General features: G+C 71.9%; 15 protein-coding genes. 6 read left to right on the top strand and 9 right to left on the bottom strand.

The genetic code is table 11. The features are described 5' to 3' along the window. The first annotated feature begins 38 nt into the window (after positions 1-38). A complete protein-coding gene (locus ACIBEF_RS12525; RefSeq protein ID WP_396793516.1) occupies positions 39-965 on the top strand; it encodes a 2-hydroxyacid dehydrogenase in 927 nt (308 codons plus the stop codon). On the opposite strand, the gene ACIBEF_RS12520 is transcribed toward ACIBEF_RS12525, so the two are convergent. Continuing rightward, positions 959-1,351, bottom strand: a complete 393-nt coding sequence (locus ACIBEF_RS12520; protein ID WP_396793515.1) for a PH domain-containing protein — start codon at positions 1,349-1,351, stop codon at positions 959-961. The two genes, ACIBEF_RS12525 and ACIBEF_RS12520, sit on opposite strands and share 7 nt — an antisense overlap. Before the next feature lie 217 nt (positions 1,352-1,568). Between ACIBEF_RS12520 and ACIBEF_RS12515 the strand changes: the two genes are divergently transcribed. Then, complete coding sequence (locus ACIBEF_RS12515) at positions 1,569-3,941, top strand: EAL domain-containing protein (RefSeq protein WP_396793514.1); 2,373 nt, start codon at positions 1,569-1,571, stop codon at positions 3,939-3,941. Between the two features lie 6 nt (positions 3,942-3,947). Here ACIBEF_RS12515 and ACIBEF_RS12510 read toward each other — a convergent pair whose 3' ends face one another. Then, the gene (locus ACIBEF_RS12510; protein WP_396793513.1) at positions 3,948-4,967 is read right to left on the bottom strand and encodes a LacI family DNA-binding transcriptional regulator; all 1,020 of its coding nucleotides are present in this window, start codon (positions 4,965-4,967) and stop codon (positions 3,948-3,950) included. A 112-nt stretch (positions 4,968-5,079) separates the two neighbouring features. Here ACIBEF_RS12510 and ACIBEF_RS12505 point away from each other — a divergent pair, with 112 nt between their 5' ends. After that, positions 5,080-7,530 (top strand): glycoside hydrolase family 2 protein, encoded by a 2,451-nt coding sequence (locus tag ACIBEF_RS12505; protein WP_396793512.1) that lies wholly within the window; start codon positions 5,080-5,082, stop codon positions 7,528-7,530. Positions 7,531-7,740: 210 nt separating this feature from the next. Here ACIBEF_RS12505 and ACIBEF_RS12500 read toward each other — a convergent pair whose 3' ends face one another. Genes ACIBEF_RS12500 through ACIBEF_RS12475 form a run of 6 tightly spaced genes read right to left on the bottom strand, consistent with a single transcriptional unit; the run spans position 7,741 to position 12,740 of the window. Further along, positions 7,741-8,484: a copper homeostasis protein CutC gene (locus tag ACIBEF_RS12500; protein ID WP_396793511.1), complete on the bottom strand. Its 744-nt coding sequence runs from the start codon at positions 8,482-8,484 to the stop codon at positions 7,741-7,743. Next, on the bottom strand, positions 8,481-9,500 hold the full coding sequence (locus ACIBEF_RS12495; RefSeq protein ID WP_396793510.1) for an asparaginase: 1,020 nt from the start codon (positions 9,498-9,500) through the stop codon (positions 8,481-8,483). Before ACIBEF_RS12495 ends, ACIBEF_RS12500 begins: the two co-directional genes overlap by 4 nt. Further along, positions 9,497-10,366: an amino acid ABC transporter permease gene (locus ACIBEF_RS12490; RefSeq protein ID WP_396793509.1), complete on the bottom strand. Its 870-nt coding sequence runs from the start codon at positions 10,364-10,366 to the stop codon at positions 9,497-9,499. Before ACIBEF_RS12490 ends, ACIBEF_RS12495 begins: the two co-directional genes overlap by 4 nt. Then, complete coding sequence (locus tag ACIBEF_RS12485) at positions 10,363-11,007, bottom strand: amino acid ABC transporter permease (protein ID WP_396793508.1); 645 nt, start codon at positions 11,005-11,007, stop codon at positions 10,363-10,365. Before ACIBEF_RS12485 ends, ACIBEF_RS12490 begins: the two co-directional genes overlap by 4 nt. A 16-nt stretch (positions 11,008-11,023) precedes the next feature. Further along, positions 11,024-11,992, bottom strand: a complete 969-nt coding sequence (locus ACIBEF_RS12480; RefSeq protein ID WP_396793507.1) for a glutamate ABC transporter substrate-binding protein — start codon at positions 11,990-11,992, stop codon at positions 11,024-11,026. A 19-nt stretch (positions 11,993-12,011) separates the two neighbouring features. After that, on the bottom strand, positions 12,012-12,740 hold the full coding sequence (locus ACIBEF_RS12475) for an amino acid ABC transporter ATP-binding protein (RefSeq protein ID WP_396793506.1): 729 nt from the start codon (positions 12,738-12,740) through the stop codon (positions 12,012-12,014). A 163-nt stretch (positions 12,741-12,903) separates the two neighbouring features. Here ACIBEF_RS12475 and ACIBEF_RS12470 point away from each other — a divergent pair, with 163 nt between their 5' ends. Together ACIBEF_RS12470 and ACIBEF_RS12465 are read left to right on the top strand one after the other, a co-directional pair. Further along, a complete protein-coding gene (locus tag ACIBEF_RS12470; RefSeq protein WP_396793505.1) occupies positions 12,904-14,079 on the top strand; it encodes an ROK family transcriptional regulator in 1,176 nt (391 codons plus the stop codon). Positions 14,080-14,255: 176 nt separating this feature from the next. Then, on the top strand, positions 14,256-15,083 hold the full coding sequence (locus ACIBEF_RS12465; protein ID WP_396793504.1) for a DUF3152 domain-containing protein: 828 nt from the start codon (positions 14,256-14,258) through the stop codon (positions 15,081-15,083). 383 nt (positions 15,084-15,466) lie between these two features. On the opposite strand, the gene ilvD is transcribed toward ACIBEF_RS12465, so the two are convergent. After that, entirely contained in the window at positions 15,467-17,314 is a 1,848-nt protein-coding gene (gene ilvD / locus ACIBEF_RS12460; protein WP_396793503.1) for a dihydroxy-acid dehydratase, read from the bottom strand. Between the two features lie 128 nt (positions 17,315-17,442). Between ilvD and ACIBEF_RS12455 the strand changes: the two genes are divergently transcribed. Next, on the top strand, positions 17,443-19,797 hold the full coding sequence (locus tag ACIBEF_RS12455) for a putative bifunctional diguanylate cyclase/phosphodiesterase (RefSeq protein ID WP_396793568.1): 2,355 nt from the start codon (positions 17,443-17,445) through the stop codon (positions 19,795-19,797). Positions 19,798-19,920 lie beyond the last annotated feature (123 nt).

Below are 19,920 nucleotides of genomic sequence, written 5' to 3'. Positions count from 1 at the left end.
CGCACCGGCCGCCGCGTCGGGGACTATCGTCGGCGGACGTGAAGGTATGGATTCCGCACCAGGCCGGCCTGAACCTCCTGGGCGAGCTGCCCGCAGACGTGACGGTGGAGGTCTTCGAGCACACCGACCGGATGCCGTCCGAGCCGGCCGACGTCCGCTTCTGGGTGCCGCCGTTCCTGGGTGGCTCGGACGCGACGGCGGTGCTGCGGGAACTGCCCGACCTGGCGGTGGTGCAGTTGCTCTCCGCCGGGGCGGACGCCTGGGCCGGCCGGACACCCCCGGCGGTGACGCTCTGCGATGCCCGGGGCGTGCACGACCCGTCCACCGCCGAATGGGTCGTCACCGCGATCCTCACCCAGCTGCGGGCGTTTCCGGCGTTCGTCCGCGCGCAGACCGAGCGGCGCTGGACGTTCGCGGAGAACACCCCGACCGACGAGCTGACCGGCAAGCGGGTGCTCATCGTCGGGGCCGGCTCGATCGGCGCGGCCGTACGCGACCGGCTCGCCCCGTTCGACGTGAGCTTCACCCTCGTCGCCAGGACCGCCCGCCCGGAGCAGGGGGTGCACGCCGTCGAGGAGCTGCCCCGGCTGCTGCCCGACGCGGACGTGGTGGTGGTGATCGTGCCGCTCACCGATCAGACCCGCGGCCTGATCGACGAGAAGTTCCTGGCCGCGATGCCCGACGGGGCGCTGCTGGTCAACGCCGCCCGGGGCCCGGTGGCGCACACCGAGGCGCTCGTCGCCGAGCTGGGGACCGGTCGGATCTCGGCGGCGTTGGACGTCACCGACCCGGAGCCGCTGCCCGCCGACTCGCCGCTCTGGGTCATGCCGAACGTGCTTCTCACCCCGCACGTCGGCGGATCGGTGCGCGGCTTGTTGCCACGGGCCTACCGGCTGGTGGGCGATCAGGTCCGCCGGTTCGCCGCCGGGCAACCGCTGATCAACACGGTTGTCGACGGCTACTGACCGGGGGTCTCCGCCGCGGCGTCCGGCAGCGACTGGCCGGTCGCCGCGACCAGTCGGGGCAGATCCGCTCCTCGGACGGCCGGCAGGGTGACCTGGTGGCCGTCGTCGAGCCGGGCCACCGCGCGCCCGCGCTGGTCGGTGGTCAGCTCGAGGACCTGGTCCCAGTCGATCCGACGCTGCCCGACCAGTGCCCGAATGCGCAGCTCCCGCGCGTCGGCGTCGGTGCCGGCCCGCCAGGCCCACACCGCGACGGCGAGCGGGACGAGCAGCACCGGCAGCAGGTAGTCCCGGGCGTTGGCCAGCGGCAGGGCGCCGACGAAGGCGATGATCGCGGCCACCAGGATGGCTTGGTTGTACCGGAAGCGGACCGTGTCGGGCTTACTCACCCTCCGATGATCCCACTCCGGGTTGTTTCGGCTCGCGTCGGGCGGTGCCGGCAGGGTGCGGTACGCCGTACAGTGACACAGGTCGTTGTATCCCCTGAGTGACCGGCAAGTAACCAATTCGGCCGTCCATCGTTGCCAATCGTGGGTAGCGGACTCGCAACGTCCGATGTCCCGCACCGCCGCACCGCCCCCGTGCCCCCTCACGAAGGCGACCGCCGTGCTTCTCGCGTACCCGTTCCGCGTTCTCGTCCCCCGCCGTGCGGCACCGGAGGCCGCCACGTCCGTGGCGGTGGCACTGCTCCTTTTCGCCGGTTCCGTCGACCTGGTCCCGCCCTCGGTGGTGATCGCGTTGGCCGCCGGTGCCGGCGCCACGCTCGCCGGGCTGCGACTGTCCCGGCTGGCCGCCCGGCGCGGCACCGATCCGACACCGCGTGCGGCGGGGGCGCTGCTCGACGCGGCGGTGGTGGTGGCGGGTCTCACCGCCGTCGTGTTGCCGCTGGCCGGCATCGGGCACGCCGTCGCCGTGCTGATCGGGTCGCTGGTCGTGGCGGCCCTCTCGACGGCCGGTCTGCACCGGCTCCCCGGCCGATCCCGGGAGGCGGCCCCGATTCGGTTGCGGTGGCTGGTCGAGTCGACCGGCCCGGCCGTCGGTCTGGCTCTCGCCGGCTGGTTGCTGCTGCCCGCCGACGGCCCACCGGCTCCGCTCCGGCTGGTCGCCGCGTTGACGCTCGGCGGGTTGGGCATGGCCGCGTTGAACGCGTTCGCGGGCCCACGACGGCGCTCGGGTGCCGCGGTCTGCCGGGGCGGTGTGCTGCTCACCCTGGGCGGGCTGGTGCTGCTGGCCACGTTGCCGGCCGCGCCGGCCGGTCGGGTGGCGCTGCTGGCCGTACCCCCGTTGGTGTTCGGGATGTTCGCCGTCGCCGTCGGCGCGGCGGATGCGGCTGACGACGCGGAGCCATTGGAGCCGGTCGCCGCGGCCTGGCCCCGGTCGGTGCTCCCCGCGGCGGTGCTGCTGCTGGCATCGGGTCTGCACCTGAGCGCCGGCCGTGCACCGGACCAGACGAGCGTGCTGTTGGCCCTGGCGGCGGTGCCGCCCCTGGTGCTGCGCGAGCTGCTGCGCGCCGGTGACGCGTCCAGGTCCGTCCGGCGGGCCGCTCATCGGCGACCGGCCGGCCGGTCGCTGCGGCACCGCCGTGCGGTGCCGGCGCGCTGGTCGGGCGCGCCGGAGCCGCCGCCCGAGCAGGCCCTCGGCGTTGCGGAGGGCGTGGCCACCGCGACGGGCGTCGGCTCCACCTGGTCGCCCGACCACAGTTCGGCGTGGTCGGGGCTCAACCGGCCGGTCGCGTCGGCGGGCGGCACCCCCGGTGACCGGGTCGCCCTGCTGGACGCCCTGGCCGCGATCGGCGACGTTCCGGCGCCGGCCGGTGCGCTGCTGCTCGTGGACCTGCACGGCACCGAGGGGTTCGGCCCGACGGCCCGGGAGGACGTGCTGGCCGAGGCGGTGCACCGGGCCCGCGCGGTCATCGCTCCCGATGATCTGGTCACCGGCTGCACGGCAACCGGCTTCGCTGTGGTCACGGCCGCCGGCCCGGTGCTGGCGTACGCGCTGGGCACTCGACTGTTGAGCGCGCTCGACCCGCCCTACCAGCTGGCCGGCGCGATGCTGCGCGTGCAGACGAGCATCGGGTTGGCCGAGGTGAGCGGCGCCGGGCCGGCGGACGTGCTCCGGCAGGCCGAGCTGGCCCGGCGACGGGCCGTGCAACTGGGCCGGGACCGGGTGGAGTGGTACGACGCGTTCCTGGAGGAACAGCTGGTGCGCCGGCTCGACCTGGAACGCGAGCTGCCCGGTGCGGTGGCGCGCGGAGAGTTGGACCTCGTCTACCAGCCGGTGGTCGACCTGGCCGACGGGCAGCCGGTGGGCGCGGAGGCGCTGCTGCGGTGGCGCAGCCCGGTGCTCGGCACTGTGCTCCCGGCCGAGTTGCTGCCGGTCGCCGAGGACCTGGACCTGGTCGGCGAGTTGGAGTGGTGGGTACTGGACCGGGCCTGCCGGCAGTTGTCCAACTGGTCGGTGGGCGTCCGGGAGCTGTGGATGGCCGTCAACGTCACCACCCGGGAGCTGACCACTCCCGACTTCGTCCAGCGGCTCGCGGCCGTGCTGGCCGCGTACGGGGTGCCGCCGGAGCGACTGGTGGTGGAGGTGAGCGAGCCGAGGGTCGCCGGTGACCTGTCGACGGTGGTGGCTTGGCTGGCCGGGCTGCGGTCCCTGGGCGTACGCACCGCGTTGGACGACTTCCGGGCCGAGCACGCCTCGCTGGCCCAGCTTCGCCGCCTACCGATCGACCTGCTCAAGGTGGGCCCGGAGTTGGTGGGCGCACGGCCGGACGGGCAACCGCCGCTGATCGACGTGGTGGTCAACGTGGGCGAGCGGTTGGGCGTCGAGATCGTCGCCGAGGAGTTGGAGTCGTCGACGGAGGTCGAGGGCGCGCGCCGGGGCGGTTGCCGGTACGGGCAGGGGTTCGCGCTGTCCCGGCCGGCGACTGCCGAGCGGGTCGAGGCGTACTTCGAGGAATTTCCCTCAGCGTCTCGCTGAACCGGTTCATCTCTCTCGCGGCGGTGCGGTGCTGCCACGCGGCGTGAGGTGAGGTGTCTCGTCCTGCACCCGCCCGGCCGGTTGCCCGGCGACGACGGCGAGCAGTTGCCGGGCGGCGTGCGCGCCGTACGCCGGAATGTCCCGGCCCAGCGCGGTCAGCGGCGGGTGCACCAGCCGACACAGCGGCGAGTCGTCCCAGGCCACGATGGACAGGTCGCCGGGCACGGTCAGGCCCATCTCCTGGGCGACGGAGAGCCCGGCGATGGCCATCACGTCGTTGTCGTAGACGACAGCTGTGGGCCGGCCGGCCGAACTCAGCAGCCGGCGGGTGGCCCGGCCGCCCTCCTCGCCGGTGTAGTCGGACCACACGGTGACCGCGTCGACCAGGCCGAGCCGCTGGCAGACCGCCGCGAAGGCGTCGGTGCGGATCTCGGTGTGCCGCAGCTCGGGCAGGCCGGCGACCCGGGCGATCCGGCGATGCCCGAGCGCGACCAGGTACTCCACCGTCTCGGTCAGCGCGGCGGCGTCGTCGGACCAGAGGCTCGCCAGCTCACCGGTGCCGCCGGGGCCGCCGATCACCACCGCCGGCAGTTGCAGCTCCTCCAGTGCGGGGATGCGACGGTCGTCGGTGCGCAGATCGCAGACGAGCACCCCGTCCACCCGTCGTTCGCCCCACCAACGCCGGTAGACCGCGATCTCGGCGTCCGGGTCGGCCACCACCTGGAGGGTCAGCGCGTACGAGCGGGCGGAGAGTTCGGCCTCGACGCCACTGATCAGCGCCATGAAGAACGGCTCGACGCCCAGGGTCCGCGCGGGGCGGCACAGGGCCAGGCCGACAGCCCCGGCGGTGGCGGCCGAGAGGGCGCGGGCGGCGCTGCTGCGGCTGAAACCGATCTCCGTGGCGATGGCGAGGATTCGCTGCCGGGTGGCCTCGGAGACGCCGGGCTGCCCGTTGAGCGCGTACGACACGGCGCCCTTGGACACCCCGGCGCGTTGGGCGACGTCGGCGATGGTCGGCCGCTTCACCGGCGTGCTCCTTCGCTCTCTGGCCGTTGACAGCCCCGATTCCGGACCGTAGCGTGGCTCAGCTTATCCGGTTCAGTTGGCATCTTTCGATGCGGGAAGGTGCGGTGACATCGTGAGTCGACAGGCACTCTACGACGGTTGGACGGTGCGGGCGGCCCCCGGAGCGCAGGTGCCCGAGGAGGTCGCCGGCCGGTCGGTCCCGGCGACAGTGCCGGGCTGCGTACACACCGATCTGCTCGACGCCGGGCTGATCGGAGACCCGTACCTCGACGACAACGAGGTGGCGCTGGCCTGGATCGGGCGCACCGACTGGGTCTACCAGACCACATTCGTCCACCGGGCGGGCGACGCGGAGCGCGTCGACCTGGTCTGCGCCGGCCTGGACACCGTCGCCACGCTCACCCTGAACGGGGTGGAGGTCGGCCGGACCGCGAACATGCACCGCGGCTACCGGTTCGACGTGCGACCGTTGCTACGCGACGGCGACAACGACCTGGACGTCACGTTCGACTCCGCGTACCGCTACGCCGAGGCGCAGCAGTCACGGCTCGGCGACCGGCCGAACGCCTACCCGGAGCCCTTCCACTTCATCCGCAAGATGGCCTGCAACTTCGGCTGGGACTGGGGGCCGACACTGGTCACCGCCGGCATCTGGCAGGAGATCAGTCTGCACGCCTGGTCGACCGCTCGACTGGCCACCGTCCGTCCGCTGGTCACCATGGACGGTCGCGACGGCCGGGTCGACGTGCACGTCGAGGTCGAGCGGGTCGCGGACGTCCCGCTGACCGTCCGCGCCGCCGTGGCCGGCGTCCGCGCCGAGGTGGTCGTCCCGGCCGGGCAGCGCACGGCCGTGCTCACCCTCACCGTCCGCGAGCCCGCGCTGTGGTGGCCCCGGGGGTACGGCGAGCAGGCCCGCCACCCGATCGCTGTGACACTGCACGCACCGGGCGGCGACACAGTGGACAGCTGGTCGCACCGGATCGGCTTCCGCTCGGTACGGCTCGACACCACCCCCGACGCGCACGGCACCCCGTTCGCGCTGTCGGTCAACGACGTCCCGGTCTTCGTCCGCGGGGTCAACTGGATCCCGGACGACGCGTTCCCCACCCGGATCACCCGCGCCCGGCTCGCCGAGCGCTTCGACCAGGCGGTCGCGGCCAACGTCAACCTGTTGCGGGTCTGGGGCGGCGGCCGGTACGAGTCAGCGGACTTCTACGACCTCGCCGACGAGCGCGGCCTGCTCGTCCAGCAGGACTTCCTCTTCGCCTGCGCCGCGTACCCGGAGGAGGAGCCGTTCGGCACCGATGTCGCCGCCGAGGCCGCCGAGCAGGTGACCCGCCTCGCGCCGTACCCGTCGCTGGTGCTCTGGACCGGCAACAACGAGAACATCTGGGGCTGGCACGACTGGGACTGGCAGCAGGCCCTCGCCGGGCGCACCTGGGGGCGCGGCTACTACCTCGACGTGCTGCCCCGGATCGTCGGCGAGCTGGACCCGACCCGCCCGTACTGGCCGGGCAGCCCCTGGTCGGGCAGCGAGGCGCTCCACCCCAACGACCCGGCGCACGGCACCACCCACATCTGGGACGTGTGGAACACCGACGACTACACCAGATACCGGGAGTACGTCCCGCGCTTCGTCGCCGAATTCGGCTACCAGGCCCCACCGGCGTACGCGACGCTGCGCCGCGCGTTGAGCGACGAACCCCTGGCCCACAACTCACCGGGCATGGCGCACCACCAGAAGGCGGCCGGCGGTGACGCCAAACTCCAGCGGGGCCTCGACGCGCACCTGCCCGCCCCGGCGGACTTCGACGACTGGCACTACCTGACACAGCTCAACCAGGCCCGGGCGATCCAGCTCGGGGTGGAGCACTTCCGCTCCCACCGGGACGTCTGCGCCGGCACCATCGTCTGGCAGCTCAACGACTGCTGGCCGGTGACCTCCTGGTCGGCCGTCGACGGCGACGGCCGCCGCAAACCCCTGTGGTACGCGCTGCGCCACGCGTACGCCGACCGGCTGCTCACCGTTCAACCCCGCGACGGCGGCCTGGCCCTGGTAGCGGTCAACGAGACCGCCGAGGCGTGGGCCGTACCGGCAGCGGTCACCCGGTTCACGCTCACCGGGGAGCCGAGGGCGAAGACCTCGGTCGACCTCGACGTCCCGGCGTACTCCTCGGTGGTGCTGCCGCTGCCGGCGGACCTGGCGCGGCCGGAGGACGCCCGGCGCGAGTTGCTTGTCGCGGAGTCCGGTGGCACCGCGGAGCGCGCCCTGTGGTTCTTCGCCGAGGACCGGGAGGTGGACTGGCCGGCGGCGGCCTGGGACGCGACGGTCGAGCCGGTCGACGGTGGGCAGCGGGTCCGGGTCACGGCCCGCACCGTGCTGCGCGACCTGACGCTGTTCGCGGACCGCCTCGACGGCTCCGCCACGGTGGACACCGCCCTGGTCACCCTGTTGCCCGGCGAGTCGACGACCTTCACGGTGCAGGCTCCCAGACCGCTGGACCCCGCTGCGCTGACCTCCCGCCCGGTGTTACGCAGCGTCAACGACCTAACGTCAATCTAACCCCCACCCCACCCCACCCCACCCCACCCCACCCCACCCCACCCCACCCCACCCCACCCCGCCCCGCCCCGCCCCGCCCCGCCCCGCCCCGCCCCGCACGCGTCGATCTTGCAGTTTCTGTTGTCGACATGGGTGGGATGCCCCTATATGCCGGCGCAGAAAGTGCAAGATCGACGGGTGCGGGTGCGGGTGCGGGTGCGGGAGGACGGGTCAGGCGCGGGCGGCGGTGAGCACCTGGCCGACCAGGGTGCCCGAGGTGCCCGAACGCTCGTACTCGGGCCGGTTCAGGCTGCCACCCATCAGCGGCGCCGGGTTGCGGTGCACGGCCGGGCTGTCCGAGCTGACCAGGGCCGCGAAGTGGTACTCGTCGGCGCCGGTCGCCTCGACGATCCGGGCGATGTTGCGCGGGGTGATGCCACCGCCCGGCATGACGACGATCCGGCCGGCGGCCCGGCGCACCAGGTCGGCGATGAGCGGAGCACCCTCCAGCACGCTGACCTCCTGACCCGAGGTGAGCACCCGGTGCACGCCCAGCTCGATCAGTTGCTCCAGCGCCGCGTGCGGGTCACGGGTCATGTCGAACGCCCGGTGGAAGGTGATGCTGGTGTCGCCCGCGGCGGCGATCAGCCGGCGGGTGGTCGGCACGTCGACGTCACCCTCGGCGGTCAACGCGCCGATCACGATGCCGTGCGCGCCGGCCGCCACTGCGGCCCGGACGTCCCGCTCCATGGCCTCGACCTCGAACGGCGAGTAGATGAAGTCGCCGGCCCGGGGACGGACGATCACGTGTACCCGGATCCGGCTGACCGCGCGCATTGTCGTCTCGATGGTGCCCAGGCTGGGGGTCAGCCCGCCGTCGAAGAGCGCGGAGCACAACTCCACCCGGTCGGCGCCGGCCTCCTCGGCGGCGACCGCTCCTTCGACGCTGTCGATGCAGATCTCGAATGTGTTCATGATTCTTCCTTTTCCGTGCGAGGCGATGCCGCTTCGGTCCGAGACGATGCTGTGGCCCAGTCGATGACGGCCGTGACGGCACCGACGGGTACGCCGCCGCCGAGCACCGGCACCTGGCGCAGCGCGTCGGCTCCACCCACCGGTACGCCCACGGCGTCGAGGGCGGCGAGGGCGATGGCGGTGGTCGCTCGGGGCGAACCGTCGATCGCCTTCACCGCCACCGCGTGACCATCCGGTGCGGCCACCGCGAGCACGCCTTCGGCCCCACCCTTGGCGAGGACGCCGGGCAGCGCCCGCATCAGGTCGGTGTTCGGGTGCCCGTTCCAGCCGCCGACGTACTCCGGGTGTTGGCGCATGGCCTGCGCGACCAGCGCCTCGTCGCTGCCGGCGGGCGCGGTGACCAACGCCTGGAAGGTGCGGGCCAGGCCGGTCAGCGACAGGCCGAACAGCGGTGCACCGCAGCCGTCGACGGCGTGGTGCGCGACCGGCATGCCGGCCAGCCGGGCGACGGCGGCGGCGGTTTCCCGCTGCAGCGGGTGGTCGGGGTCGAGGTAGTCGTGGGTGCTCCAGGACCTGGCGACGCAGGCGACGAGCATCGCGGCGTGCTTGCCGGAGCAGTTCATCCGGATCCGGTCGCGCTGTCCGCCGGCGCGGATCAGCCGGTCCCGGGTCGGTTCGTCCTCCGGCCAGTCCTCCGGGCAGCCGAGCGCGTCCTCCGTCAGGCCGGCCCCGGCCAGCATCGCCCGAACCACCTCGACGTGCCGGTCGTCGCCGGTGTGACTGCCGGCGGCGACGGCCAGCGCCGGGCCGGTCAGCTCGTCGCCAGCAGCGATCCGGCAGGCCAGTGCCTGCACCGGCTTGAGGGTGGAGCGGGGCAGCACCGGCTCGTCGGGTACGCCGGCGGCGAGCGCGACAGCCCCGTCCGGGGCGAGCACCACGACGCTGCCGTAGTGCCGGCTCTCGACGAAGCCGTTGCGCACGACCCGGGCCAGTTCGGCGTAGCGGAAGATGGTCACCGGGGGGTGTTCCCTTCGAGGAGCGGCGGGGGCAGGTCGGCGGTCCGCCGGCCGCGCCGTCCGCCGAAGCGGCCGTTACGGGCCTGGAGTACGCGGGCGAACTTCGACAGCGAGGCGTTGACGACCAGGTAGGTCAGCGCCACCACCAGGAACGTCTGGATCAGCAGATGGGTGTACGAGGAGAGCACCTGCCCGCTGTAGAGCAGCTCGGTGTAGCTGACCACGAAGCCGAGCGAGGTGTCCTTGAGCAGCCCGACCAGCTGGCTGACCAGGGACGGGGCAAGTTGGATCAGCGCCTGCGGCAGGACCACCAGCGCCATCACCTGCCCACGGCGCAGCCCGACCGCGAGGCCGGCCTCGGTCTGCCCCCGGTCCAGCGCCAGGATGCCGGAGCGGAAGATCTCCGCGAACGCCGCCGAGTTGGAGACCACCAGCGGCACCACGAGCTTCCAGAACAGCGGGAAGTTCAGCCCGTACTGCGGCAGCGCGAACAGCGTCACGTAGATCAGCAGCAGGGTGGGGACGGTCCGGAAGATCTCCACGTACGCGCCGGCCAGCCAGCGCAGCGGTCGATGTGTCGACAGTCGGCCGAGCGCCAGCAACAGCCCGAGCGCGGCGCTCAGCACGGCGGTCGCGGCGGCGGCGCGCAGCGTGGCCCACAGGCCGTTGAGCAGGTACCGCCAGATGGGCCAGGTGGTGAACGGTTCCCACCGGGCGGCGGCCAACTCGCCGTGGCTGGCGAACTGGTGGACCGCCGCGACCAGGGCACCGGCCAGGACGACGGCGCCCAGCACTGTGGCGATCCGGATCCGTCGTTGGGCGCGGGGGCCGGGTTCGTCGAAGAGGATCTGTTGCGTCTTGTTCATCGGACGATCGCCAGCCTTCGTTCGAGCAGGCCGGTGACCTGACCGATGATCAGCGCCAGCAGCATGTAGGCGAGGCCGGCACCGGTGAAGACAGCGATCGGTTGAGCCTCGACCAGGTTCACGTTGTTGGCCGCCTGGGTCAGTTCGACCACGCCGACGGCGGCGGCCAGCGAGGTGTTCATCAGCAGCGCGATGCAGATGTTGCCGATCGGCTGGATCACCGCCCGGAGCCCCTGCGGCAGGATCACGTACCGCAGGGACTGGCCGAAGGTGAGCCCGATGGCTCGGGCCGCCTCAGCCTGGCCCACACCGACAGTGTTGATCCCGGCGCGGATCGCCTCGGCCAGGTACGCCCCCTCGTACACCGCGATGACGATCGCGGCGGAGGTGAACAGCGGGAACGTGATGCCGATCGTCGGCAGCGCGAACACGAAGAGCACCAGTAGCGCCAGCAGCGGCAGGTTCTGGAACACCTCCACGTACGCGGTGCCGATGGCGCGCAGCAGCGGGACGGGGGCGATCCGCAGAGTGGCTACGACGATGCCCAGCAGCATCGCGCCGACGGTGGTCACGACGGTCAGTTCGACCGTCGTGACCAGGCCGTGGCCAAGCTCGCTCAGGTGGGCGGTGAGGGCTTCCATCGGTACGAGAGGCTGCTCAGGAGCCGTCGGCGGAACCGAGGGCGGGCGGGGTGGGCGCCCCACCCTCCACCACCGAGCCGAGGGTGCCTTCCCAGACCTTCGCCCACGTGCCGTCGGCCTGGATCTTCTTCAGCCAGGTGTTGACGAACTCCTTGAACTGCGCGTCCTCCTTGTTGAGGCCGATGCCGTAGGCCTCGGTGGTGAACGGTTCGCCCACCACCTTCATCCCCGGGTTCGCCTTGGCGCCCGAGGCGAGCAGCGTGAAGTCCTGCACGTACGCGTCGCCGCGCTTCTGTAGCAGCGCCTGCATCGCCTGCGGGTCGGTGCCGAAGGCGATCTGCTTCGAGCCGGGCGCGGCGGTGGGCAGCGCGGTGACGGCGGGAGTGTTCGCCCCGACGATCACGGTCTTGCCGGCGAGGTCCTTGACGCTCTTGATCGAGGTGTCGTCCTTGCGGACCCCGACCGCGAGGCCGGAGGTGAGGTACGGCCCGGCGAAGGCGACCTGGGTGGCCCGCTGCGGGGTGATCGTGTACGTCTGGAAGACGGCGTCCACCGACTTGGCCTGGAGCATGGCCTCCCGGGTCTGGGTGCCGATGGTCGTCGTCTTCACCTCGGGCTTGCCGATGATGTACTTCGCCAGCAACTTCGCCATGTCGGCGTCGAAGCCCTCGATGGTGCCGCTGACCGGGTTCTGCTGGGCGAGCAGCGGCGCGTCCAGGGATCCGCCGATGTTCAGGTAGCCGCGCTTGCGGATCGCCTCCATCGTGGAACCGGCGGGGATGTCCGCGTCGGTGGCCACCGGAGCCGCGTCGTACACCGACTGGGCGATCACGCCGTCGCCGCCCAGACCGGGGTTGCCGGGCAGCGTCGGAGCGCTGCCGCCACTGTCGCCGCCGCAGCCGGCGGCGGCGAGGGCCACCGCCACCGCGGTGGCGGTGAGGGCGAGGGACCGCCGCCCGGTGAAGCTCATCTTGAGGATTGACATGACACCCTCCCGTTGGGGGCTATTGCTGGAGGATCTTGGATAGGAAGTCGCGGGCCCGCTCGGTGCGCGGAGCTGCGAAGAAGTCATCGGGTTCCCCGGATTCGACGATCCGGCCGTCGTCCATGAAGACCACCCGGTCGGCGGCGCGACGGGCGAAGCCCATCTCGTGGGTCACCACGATCATGGTCATCCCTTCGGCGGCGAGGGAGACCATCACGTCGAGCACCTCGTTGACCATTTCCGGGTCGAGGGCCGAGGTCGGCTCGTCGAAGAGCAGCACCTTCGGTTGCATCGCCAGGGCTCGGGCGATCGCGGCCCGCTGCTGCTGCCCGCCGGAGAGTTGGGCCGGGTGGTGGTCTGCCTTGTCGGCGATGCCGACGCGCTCCAGCAGGGCCAACGCCTGCTGCCGCGCCTCGGGTCGAGGGATCCGGCGGACCCGGGTGGGGCCGAGGGTGATGTTGTCCAGCACCGTCTTGTGGCCGAAGAGGTTGAACGACTGGAAGACCATGCCGACATCGGCGCGCAGCCGGGCCAGCGCGCGGCCCTCGGCGGGCAGGGGCTCACCGTCGATCTCGACGCTGCCCTGCCCGACGGTCTCCAACCGGTTGAGGCAGCGGCACAGGGTCGACTTGCCGGAGCCGGAGGGCCCCACCACGACGACCACCTCGCCAGCGGCCACCGTGAGGTCGATGTCCTTGAGCACGTGCAGCGGACCGAACCACTTGTTCAGGCCGCGCACCGACACCATCGGTCGGTCCGCACCCGTCGTCTCCGGTGCCACCAGGCGGCCTCACTTCCTTCGACTACAAAACTAAGTCAGCTTCATATCGAACCAACAGCGCCATCTAAAGGTAGCCAGGAAACTAAGTCAACCGGTTGCTTGAACAAACTGCGGGTGCTAAGAAGCTGACGTGACGATTGACGACGCGCCACGCGATGCCCTCCGGGGCGGCCCCCGGGAGCTACTGCGCTGGGTGGCCACCGGTGCGGCCGTCAGTCGGGCCGACCTCTCCCGCCTCTCCGGGCTCTCCCCGTCGACGGTCTCCCAGCGGGTCGAGGCGTTGATCAGCCAGGGGCTGCTGGAGGAGGCTGGTGCCGGGCGGTCCCGGGGTGGACGGCGGCCCCGTCAACTCGCCGTACCCACCGGCGGCGCGGTGGTCGGCGCCATCGACCTCGGCGCGCATCACGCCCGCGTCGGCGCACTGGATCTCTCCGGGCGGGTGGTCCAGGCCCGCACCCTGTCGGTCCGCATCGAGGACGGCCCGGAGGCGGTGCTCGGTGCGCTACTCGCCGAGGTCGCCACGCTGGTCGGCAGCGATCCGGCGGCCAGCGGCGGCTCGGCGCCAGGTGCGCTCCGCGGCATCGGCATCGGGATCCCCGGTCCGGTGCAGCACTCCACCGGGCGGATCGTCAGCCCGTCGCGGATGCCCGGCTGGAACGGCTTCGACGTCGCCGCGTTCTGCGCCGGTCGCGTCGACGTGCCGGTCGTCGTGGACAACGACGCCAACCTGATGGCACTCGGCGCGCACCGCACCGCGCATTCCGAGTTGGACCACGCCGTCTACATCAAGGCTGGCACCGGAATCGGCTCCGGTGTGATCTCCAGTGGACGGTTGCACCGGGGCGCGCAGGGATCGGCCGGGGACATCAGCCACTGCCGGGTGGTGGCCGATCCCGCGCCACCGTGCACCTGTGGAAACGCCGGCTGCCTGGAAGCCGTGGCCAGTGGTGCCGCGCTGGTCACCGCGCTCCGGGAGCAGGGCGTGCCGGTCTCCGACCTGACCGGTGTGATCCGGCTGATCGACGACGGTGACCGACAGGCCACCGCTCTCGCCCGGCAGGCCGGCCGCGCCGTCGGCGAGATCCTGGCCGTGGTGGTCAACTTCTTCAACCCGCAGGTGGTGGCCATCGGTGGTCGGCTCGCCGACTGTGAGCCGCTGCTGGCCAGCATGCGGGCCACCCTCTACGAGCGATGCCTCCCGCTGGCCACCCAGACCCTCCTCATCGAACGGGTCGCCGCGGGCCAGGACGTCGGCATCACCGGTGCCGCCCACCTCGTGATCGACCACGTCGTAGCGGCCGCCTGACCTCGCTCACAGCGACCGCACTGATCACCCAGAGCGATCCGCATCAGTGTTTAATGCCAGATTTATCTGCTTTTGCGCATGCCTCGGCACTGATCATCCTGACATTTTCCTTACAGGCAGTCACGTAGCCTTCCGGTGTTCCTCACTCACCCGTGACTGCTCCTGGAGGTTCCGACGTGCGGATCAACGGACGGCTGCTTGCGCCGATCTCGTTGGCGGTGGTGCTGGCGACCACCGCCTGTGGCCTGTCGGCACCGGCGGCCGGGCAGGCCGACGTCCCACGTTCCGGCCCGAGTGCGCAGAGCTCAGCTCCGAGCCCCGACGACACGCCGACCTCCAGCCCGACCCCGGACATCCCCACCGACGCGCAGATCCCCACCAGGGCCGCCGGCACCTTCACCAAAGCCACCGGCAACGGTCGCGTGATCGGCAAGGGCAAGAAGCGGGTGCGCTACAGCGTCTCGGTGGAGAAGGGCATCGCCTGGGGTGACATCCCCGCCTGGAAGCCGGCCCGGTTCGCCGCGAGCATCGAGCAGGTGCTGGCCGCACCGAACGGGTGGGCCACGTCGGCTCAGCACCCGGTCACCAACGCGGCGGTGAACCTGACCCGGGCGTCGTGGTCGTTCCAGCGGGTCGGCGGCTCGACTGTCGACGTCGACGTGCGGCTCGCGACACCGAGGACAGTGGACAGACTCTGCGGCGCGAGCGGCGTCGACACCGAAGGCGTTTACTCCTGCAAGTACGGCAAGACCATCATGATCAACCTGCGGCGGTGGCTCCAGGGGTCACCGGGATACCCGGTCAGCATCGACGAGTACCACGCCGGCGTGATCAATCACGAGTTCGGCCACTTCCTCGGCTTCGCCCACATGAAGTGTGGCGGTCGCGGCAGACCGGCCCCGGTCATGATGACGCAGACGATGGGTCTGGGCGGGTGCGTGCCCAACGTCAGCCCGTTCGTCGGCAACGGCCAGTTCGTCAGCGGACCGTGGGCGCCATCCTGACCCGGTGATCCCTCCCCGCGATCACTGCCCCGGTCGGGCAGGTCGCCACGGAAACCCGGCAGTACCGGAACGGGCCGGGCGGGCCCGGCCTGACACACCGACCACGGCAAGACGGTGCCTGCGGAGACCGCCGACGGCTTTTTCGAGATCTTGGACAGTTTCCGTTCCGCGCTGACGGAAACTGTCCAAGATCTCGACGGATTGACGGGGCGGGCCGCATTCAGCCGCGCCGGAGCCCTGCTCGGGGCCGCGTGATGTCGCCGACCCCGAGCAGCACCTGTTGCGCCTGGCGACCCGGCACGCCGGGCAGGCGGTCACCATGCGCTTCAGCCCCGCCGGCTGACACAGTGCGCCGGCACGACCGCGGCGTGACGTCCCGATGGTTACTCCGGGACGCGGCGGTAGGCGCCGTCGCTGGCCGAGGTGGCCATCGAGGCGTACGCCCGCAACGCCGCCGACACCGGCCGCTGCCGATCGGTCGGGGTGTACGGCTTGTCGCGCTTCTCCTCGGCCACCCGGCGGGCCTCCAACTCCTCGGCCGGCACGTTCAGCTCGATCGACCGGGCCGGGATGTCGATGACGACCTCGTCGCCGTCGCGGACCAGGGCGATCAGCCCGCCGGAGGCCGCCTCGGGTGAGACGTGCCCGATGGAGAGCCCGGAGGTGCCACCGGAGAAGCGACCGTCGGTGAGCAGCGCACAGGAGCGGCCGAGCCCACGGCCCTTGAGGAACGAGGTGGGGTACAGCATTTCCTGCATGCCGGGGCCGCCCTTGGGCCCCTCGTACCGGATCACCACCACGTCGCCGGCGACCACCTGCTTGGCGAGGATCGCGGTCACCGCGTCGTCCTGCGACTCGTAGACCTTCGCCGGGCCGCGGAAGGTCAGGCAGTCGTCGGGCACCCCGGCGGTCTTCACCACGCTGCCTTCGGGTGCCAGGTTGCCGTGCAGGATGGCCAGCCCACCGTCGGCCGAGTAGGCGTGCTCGCGGTCCCGGATGCAGCCGCCGGCCGCGTCGGTGTCCAGCGACGACCACCGGTTGGTGGTGGAGAACGGCTCGACGGTACGCACTCCGCCCGGCGCGGCGTGGAACAGTTCGACAGCCGTCGGGGTGGGGGAGCCGCCGCGCACGTCCCAGTCGGTCAGCCACTGCGCGAGCGAGGGGGAGTGCACGGCGTGCACGTTCCGGTTGAGCTGCCCGGCCCGGTCCAGTTCGCCGAGGATCGCCGGGATGCCGCCGGCCCGGTGGACGTCCTCCATGTGGTAGTTCGGCGAGTTCGGGGCGACCTTGGCCAGGCACGGCACCCGGCGGGAGATCGCGTCGATGTCGCTGACGCCGAAGTCCATCTCCGCCTCGCGGGCGGCGGCCAGCAGGTGCAGCACCGTGTTGGTGGAGCCGCCCATCGCCACGTCCAGGGCGACAGCGTTCTCGAAGGCGGCCTTGGAGGCGACCGTACGCGGCAGCACCGAGTCGTCGTCGCCGTCGTACCACCGCTTGGAGATCTCCACGACGGTCCGGCCGGCCTCGACGAACAGTGACCGGCGGGCGGCGTGGGTGGCAAGCGTCGAACCGTTGCCGGGCAGCGCCAGTCCGATCGCCTCGGTGAGGCAGTTCATCGAGTTGGCGGTGAACATGCCGGAGCAGGAACCGCAGGTCGGGCAGGCGGAGCGTTCGATCTCACCGAGCTGCTCGTCGGTGACCGCCTCGTTGGAGGAGGCGATCATCGCGTCGATCAGGTCGATCTTGCTGTGCACGACGCCCTCGATCGCCATCGTCTTGCCGGCCTCCATCGGGCCGCCGGAGACGAAGACGGTCGGGATGTTGAGCCGCAACGCGGCCAGCAGCATCCCGGGAGTGATCTTGTCGCAGTTGGAGATGCAGACCAGGGCGTCCGCGCAGTGCGCGTTGACCATGTATTCGACCGCGTCGGCGATCAGCTCACGGCTGGGCAGCGAGTAGAGCATGCCGCCGTGGCCCATCGCGATGCCGTCGTCGACAGCGATGGTGTTGAACTCCCGGCCCACCCCACCGGCCTCGGCGACCGCGTCGGCGACCAGGCCACCCATGTCCTTGAGGTGTACGTGACCAGGCACGAACTGGGTGAAACTGTTGGCGATGGCGACGATCGGCTTGCCGAAATCGTCGTCGGTCATCCCGGTGGCCCGCCAGAGGGCCCGGGCGCCGGCCATCGTCCGACCGTGTGTGGAAGTCCTCGACCGCAGCTCAGGCATGCATACCAGCATGACACCGTCGACGCACCGGCCCGCCCCCGATCTGCCGTGTCCCAACAGATGCACACCCAGCCCCCCATGAGGTGCGCCCATCCGGCACTCTTGGAGGCGTGCATATTCCACCGGGCATGGTCGCTGTCGCGGCGCTCAGCGGGCTCGTCGCCGCGGTGGCCGCCGTGCTGCTGACCGTCGTCGCCCGGCGGCGGGCGGTGCCGCGTCGGCCGGCACACGTGCTGCTCGCAGGCGCCGCCGCAGTTGCCCTGCTCAGCCTCCTGGCCGGGGTGGTCGCCGCGCTCAGCGCGAACGACCACTGGGCCCACGAGCAGGGGCAGCGCACCGGTTGGGCGACGATGGTGGCGATCGGCACGGCGGTGAGCGGGCTGGCCTTCGCGGCTGGTCTGCTGCGGCTGCCCGGGGTGGCCGCCACCGCGGCCGGAACGGCCCGGCTCGCCCTGGACGGCCTGGTCATGGCCTCGGCGCTGTGGTTCGTCGGTTGGGTGCTCTTCTCCGAGCCCACCCGGTTGCTCGGTGCCGCCACCCCGATGGCCTGCCCGGCGATCCTGCTGGCCACTGTGAGCGCCGCGCTCAGCGCCGGGCTCGTCGTGATCGTCGTCTTCCGGGCCGCCGCCCCACGTCGCCGGCTCGCCGCGCTGGGCGCCGGCATCAGCGCGGTGACCTGCGGTGGGCTGGGTCTGAGCGCCGGGCTCTGCCAGGCCGGGCCGACAATGGCGCTGACCGGTGCGGTGGTGCTCGCCGCCGGCCTGCTGGCCGTGGCGCTCACTGTCTACCGGGCCGACCGACCGGGGCAGATCGACCTTGACCTGGTCGGTAGCGACGGCGAGTACGCGATAGCCCCGATGCTGGCGATGGCCGCCTCGGCCATGTACCACCTCGCCCAGGACGGCCGGTTCACCGCGGCGGGCATCGTGGCCGGCAGCGTGGAGGGCTTCGCCCTGGTGGCACGGCAGTACCTCACGCTTCGCGACGTCCGGGGGTACGCGAGCCGCCTGGCCGAGCGGGAGGCGCACTTCCGTGAGCTGGCGCACACCGATCCGCTGACGTCGCTGGCCAACCGACGCGGACTGCTCCGGGCGCTGCACCGCAACGCCGCCGACCACAACCCGTGTGTGCTGCTCGGCCTGGACCTGGACGGCTTCAAGAACGTCAACGACATGCGGGGCCACGACGTGGGCGACGCCGTGCTGGCCGAGGTGGGCCGGCGGCTGCGCGGCAACCTGCGCCCCGGCGACGTGGCCGCCCGGCTGGGCGGCGACGAGTTCGCCGTACTCATGCAGGGCCGGCCGGTCGAGGCGGACCGGGTCGCCGAACGGCTCCTCGGGGTGATCAACCGCCCCTACGACCAGCCTGAGGGGCCGGTCTTCCTGTCGGTGAGCATCGGGGTGGCCGACTGGGCCGATGAGCCCGACGTGGAGTTGCTGCTGCGCCACGCCGACCTGGCGTTGCGCTACGCCAAGCAGCGTGGCAAGAACCGGATCGAGCGGTACGACGCCGCGTACGACCAACTGCTGCGCCGGCGTACGACGGTGGAGCACGAGCTGCGCGGCGCGATCGACCGCGACGAGCTGCGGTTGGCGTTCCAGCCGGTGGCGTCGCTGCCGTCGGTGCGGCCGGTCGGCGCCGAGGCGCTGCTCCGCTGGCACCATCCTGAGCTTGGCAACGTGCGTCCGGACGAGTTCATCCCGCTCGCCGAGGAGTGCGGCATGATCGCCCCGCTCGGTGCCTGGGTGCTGCATCAGGCCTGCTACCAGCTCTCCCGGTGGCTGGCCGACGGGCACGACGTCTGGGTGTCGGTCAACGTCTCCCCGCGCGAGCTGCACGCCCCCGAGTACGTGGTCCAGGTCGCCGAGGCGCTGCGCGCCCACCACGTGCCGCCGCAGCGGCTGGTGCTGGAGGTCACCGAGCACGCGGTCGCCACCGACCTGGACGAGCTGATCCGGCGGCTGACCGCGCTGCGGTTGACCGGTGTCCGGATCGCGCTGGACGACTTCGGGGCCGGCTACTCGTCGCTGGGGCAGCTGCGCCGGTTGCCGATCGACATCCTCAAGATCGATCACAGCCTGGTCGCCGAGCACGAGCCGGTCCGCCCGGTCGGTCAGGACGGTCCGGCGTTCGCCCCGATGGTCGACATCGTCATGCGCCTGGGTCACCAGTTGGGGCTGGAGGTGATCGCCGAGGGGGTGACCACCCCGACCGAGTTGGCCGCGGTGGTGGCGGCCGGTTGTCGCTTCGGCCAGGGCGCGCTCTTCGGCTGGGGGGTGCCGGCCGAGCACCTGGAGGCGATGCTGGAGGCGGCCACGTCACCGGGTGCGCGTCCCGCTCCGGTGCCCGCGCCACGCCGCCCTCCGGGCATGTCCGGGCAGCTCACCCCGCCCGCCGATGGCGCGTCGCCGGTCGACGCGCCGACCTCCGTTAACCAACATGTGGGATCAGTTGACTCATCGCGTGAGATGCGTCAGGCTTAGCCGCATGTCGTCGTACCGGTCGCTGCGAGTACTTACCTGAGCGCACTCTCCCTCACCGAGAGTGCGCTGGCCCCGTGCATCTGCACGAGGGCCGTTTTTATTGCCATCGGAACCTGGCGAGGC

Source organism: Micromonospora sp. NPDC050795, from assembly GCF_044456785.1.
Lineage (GTDB): Bacteria > Actinomycetota > Actinomycetes > Mycobacteriales > Micromonosporaceae > Micromonospora.
Note: the sequence above shows the minus strand (reverse complement) of the source record. Positions and strands in the feature narration are given on the sequence as shown.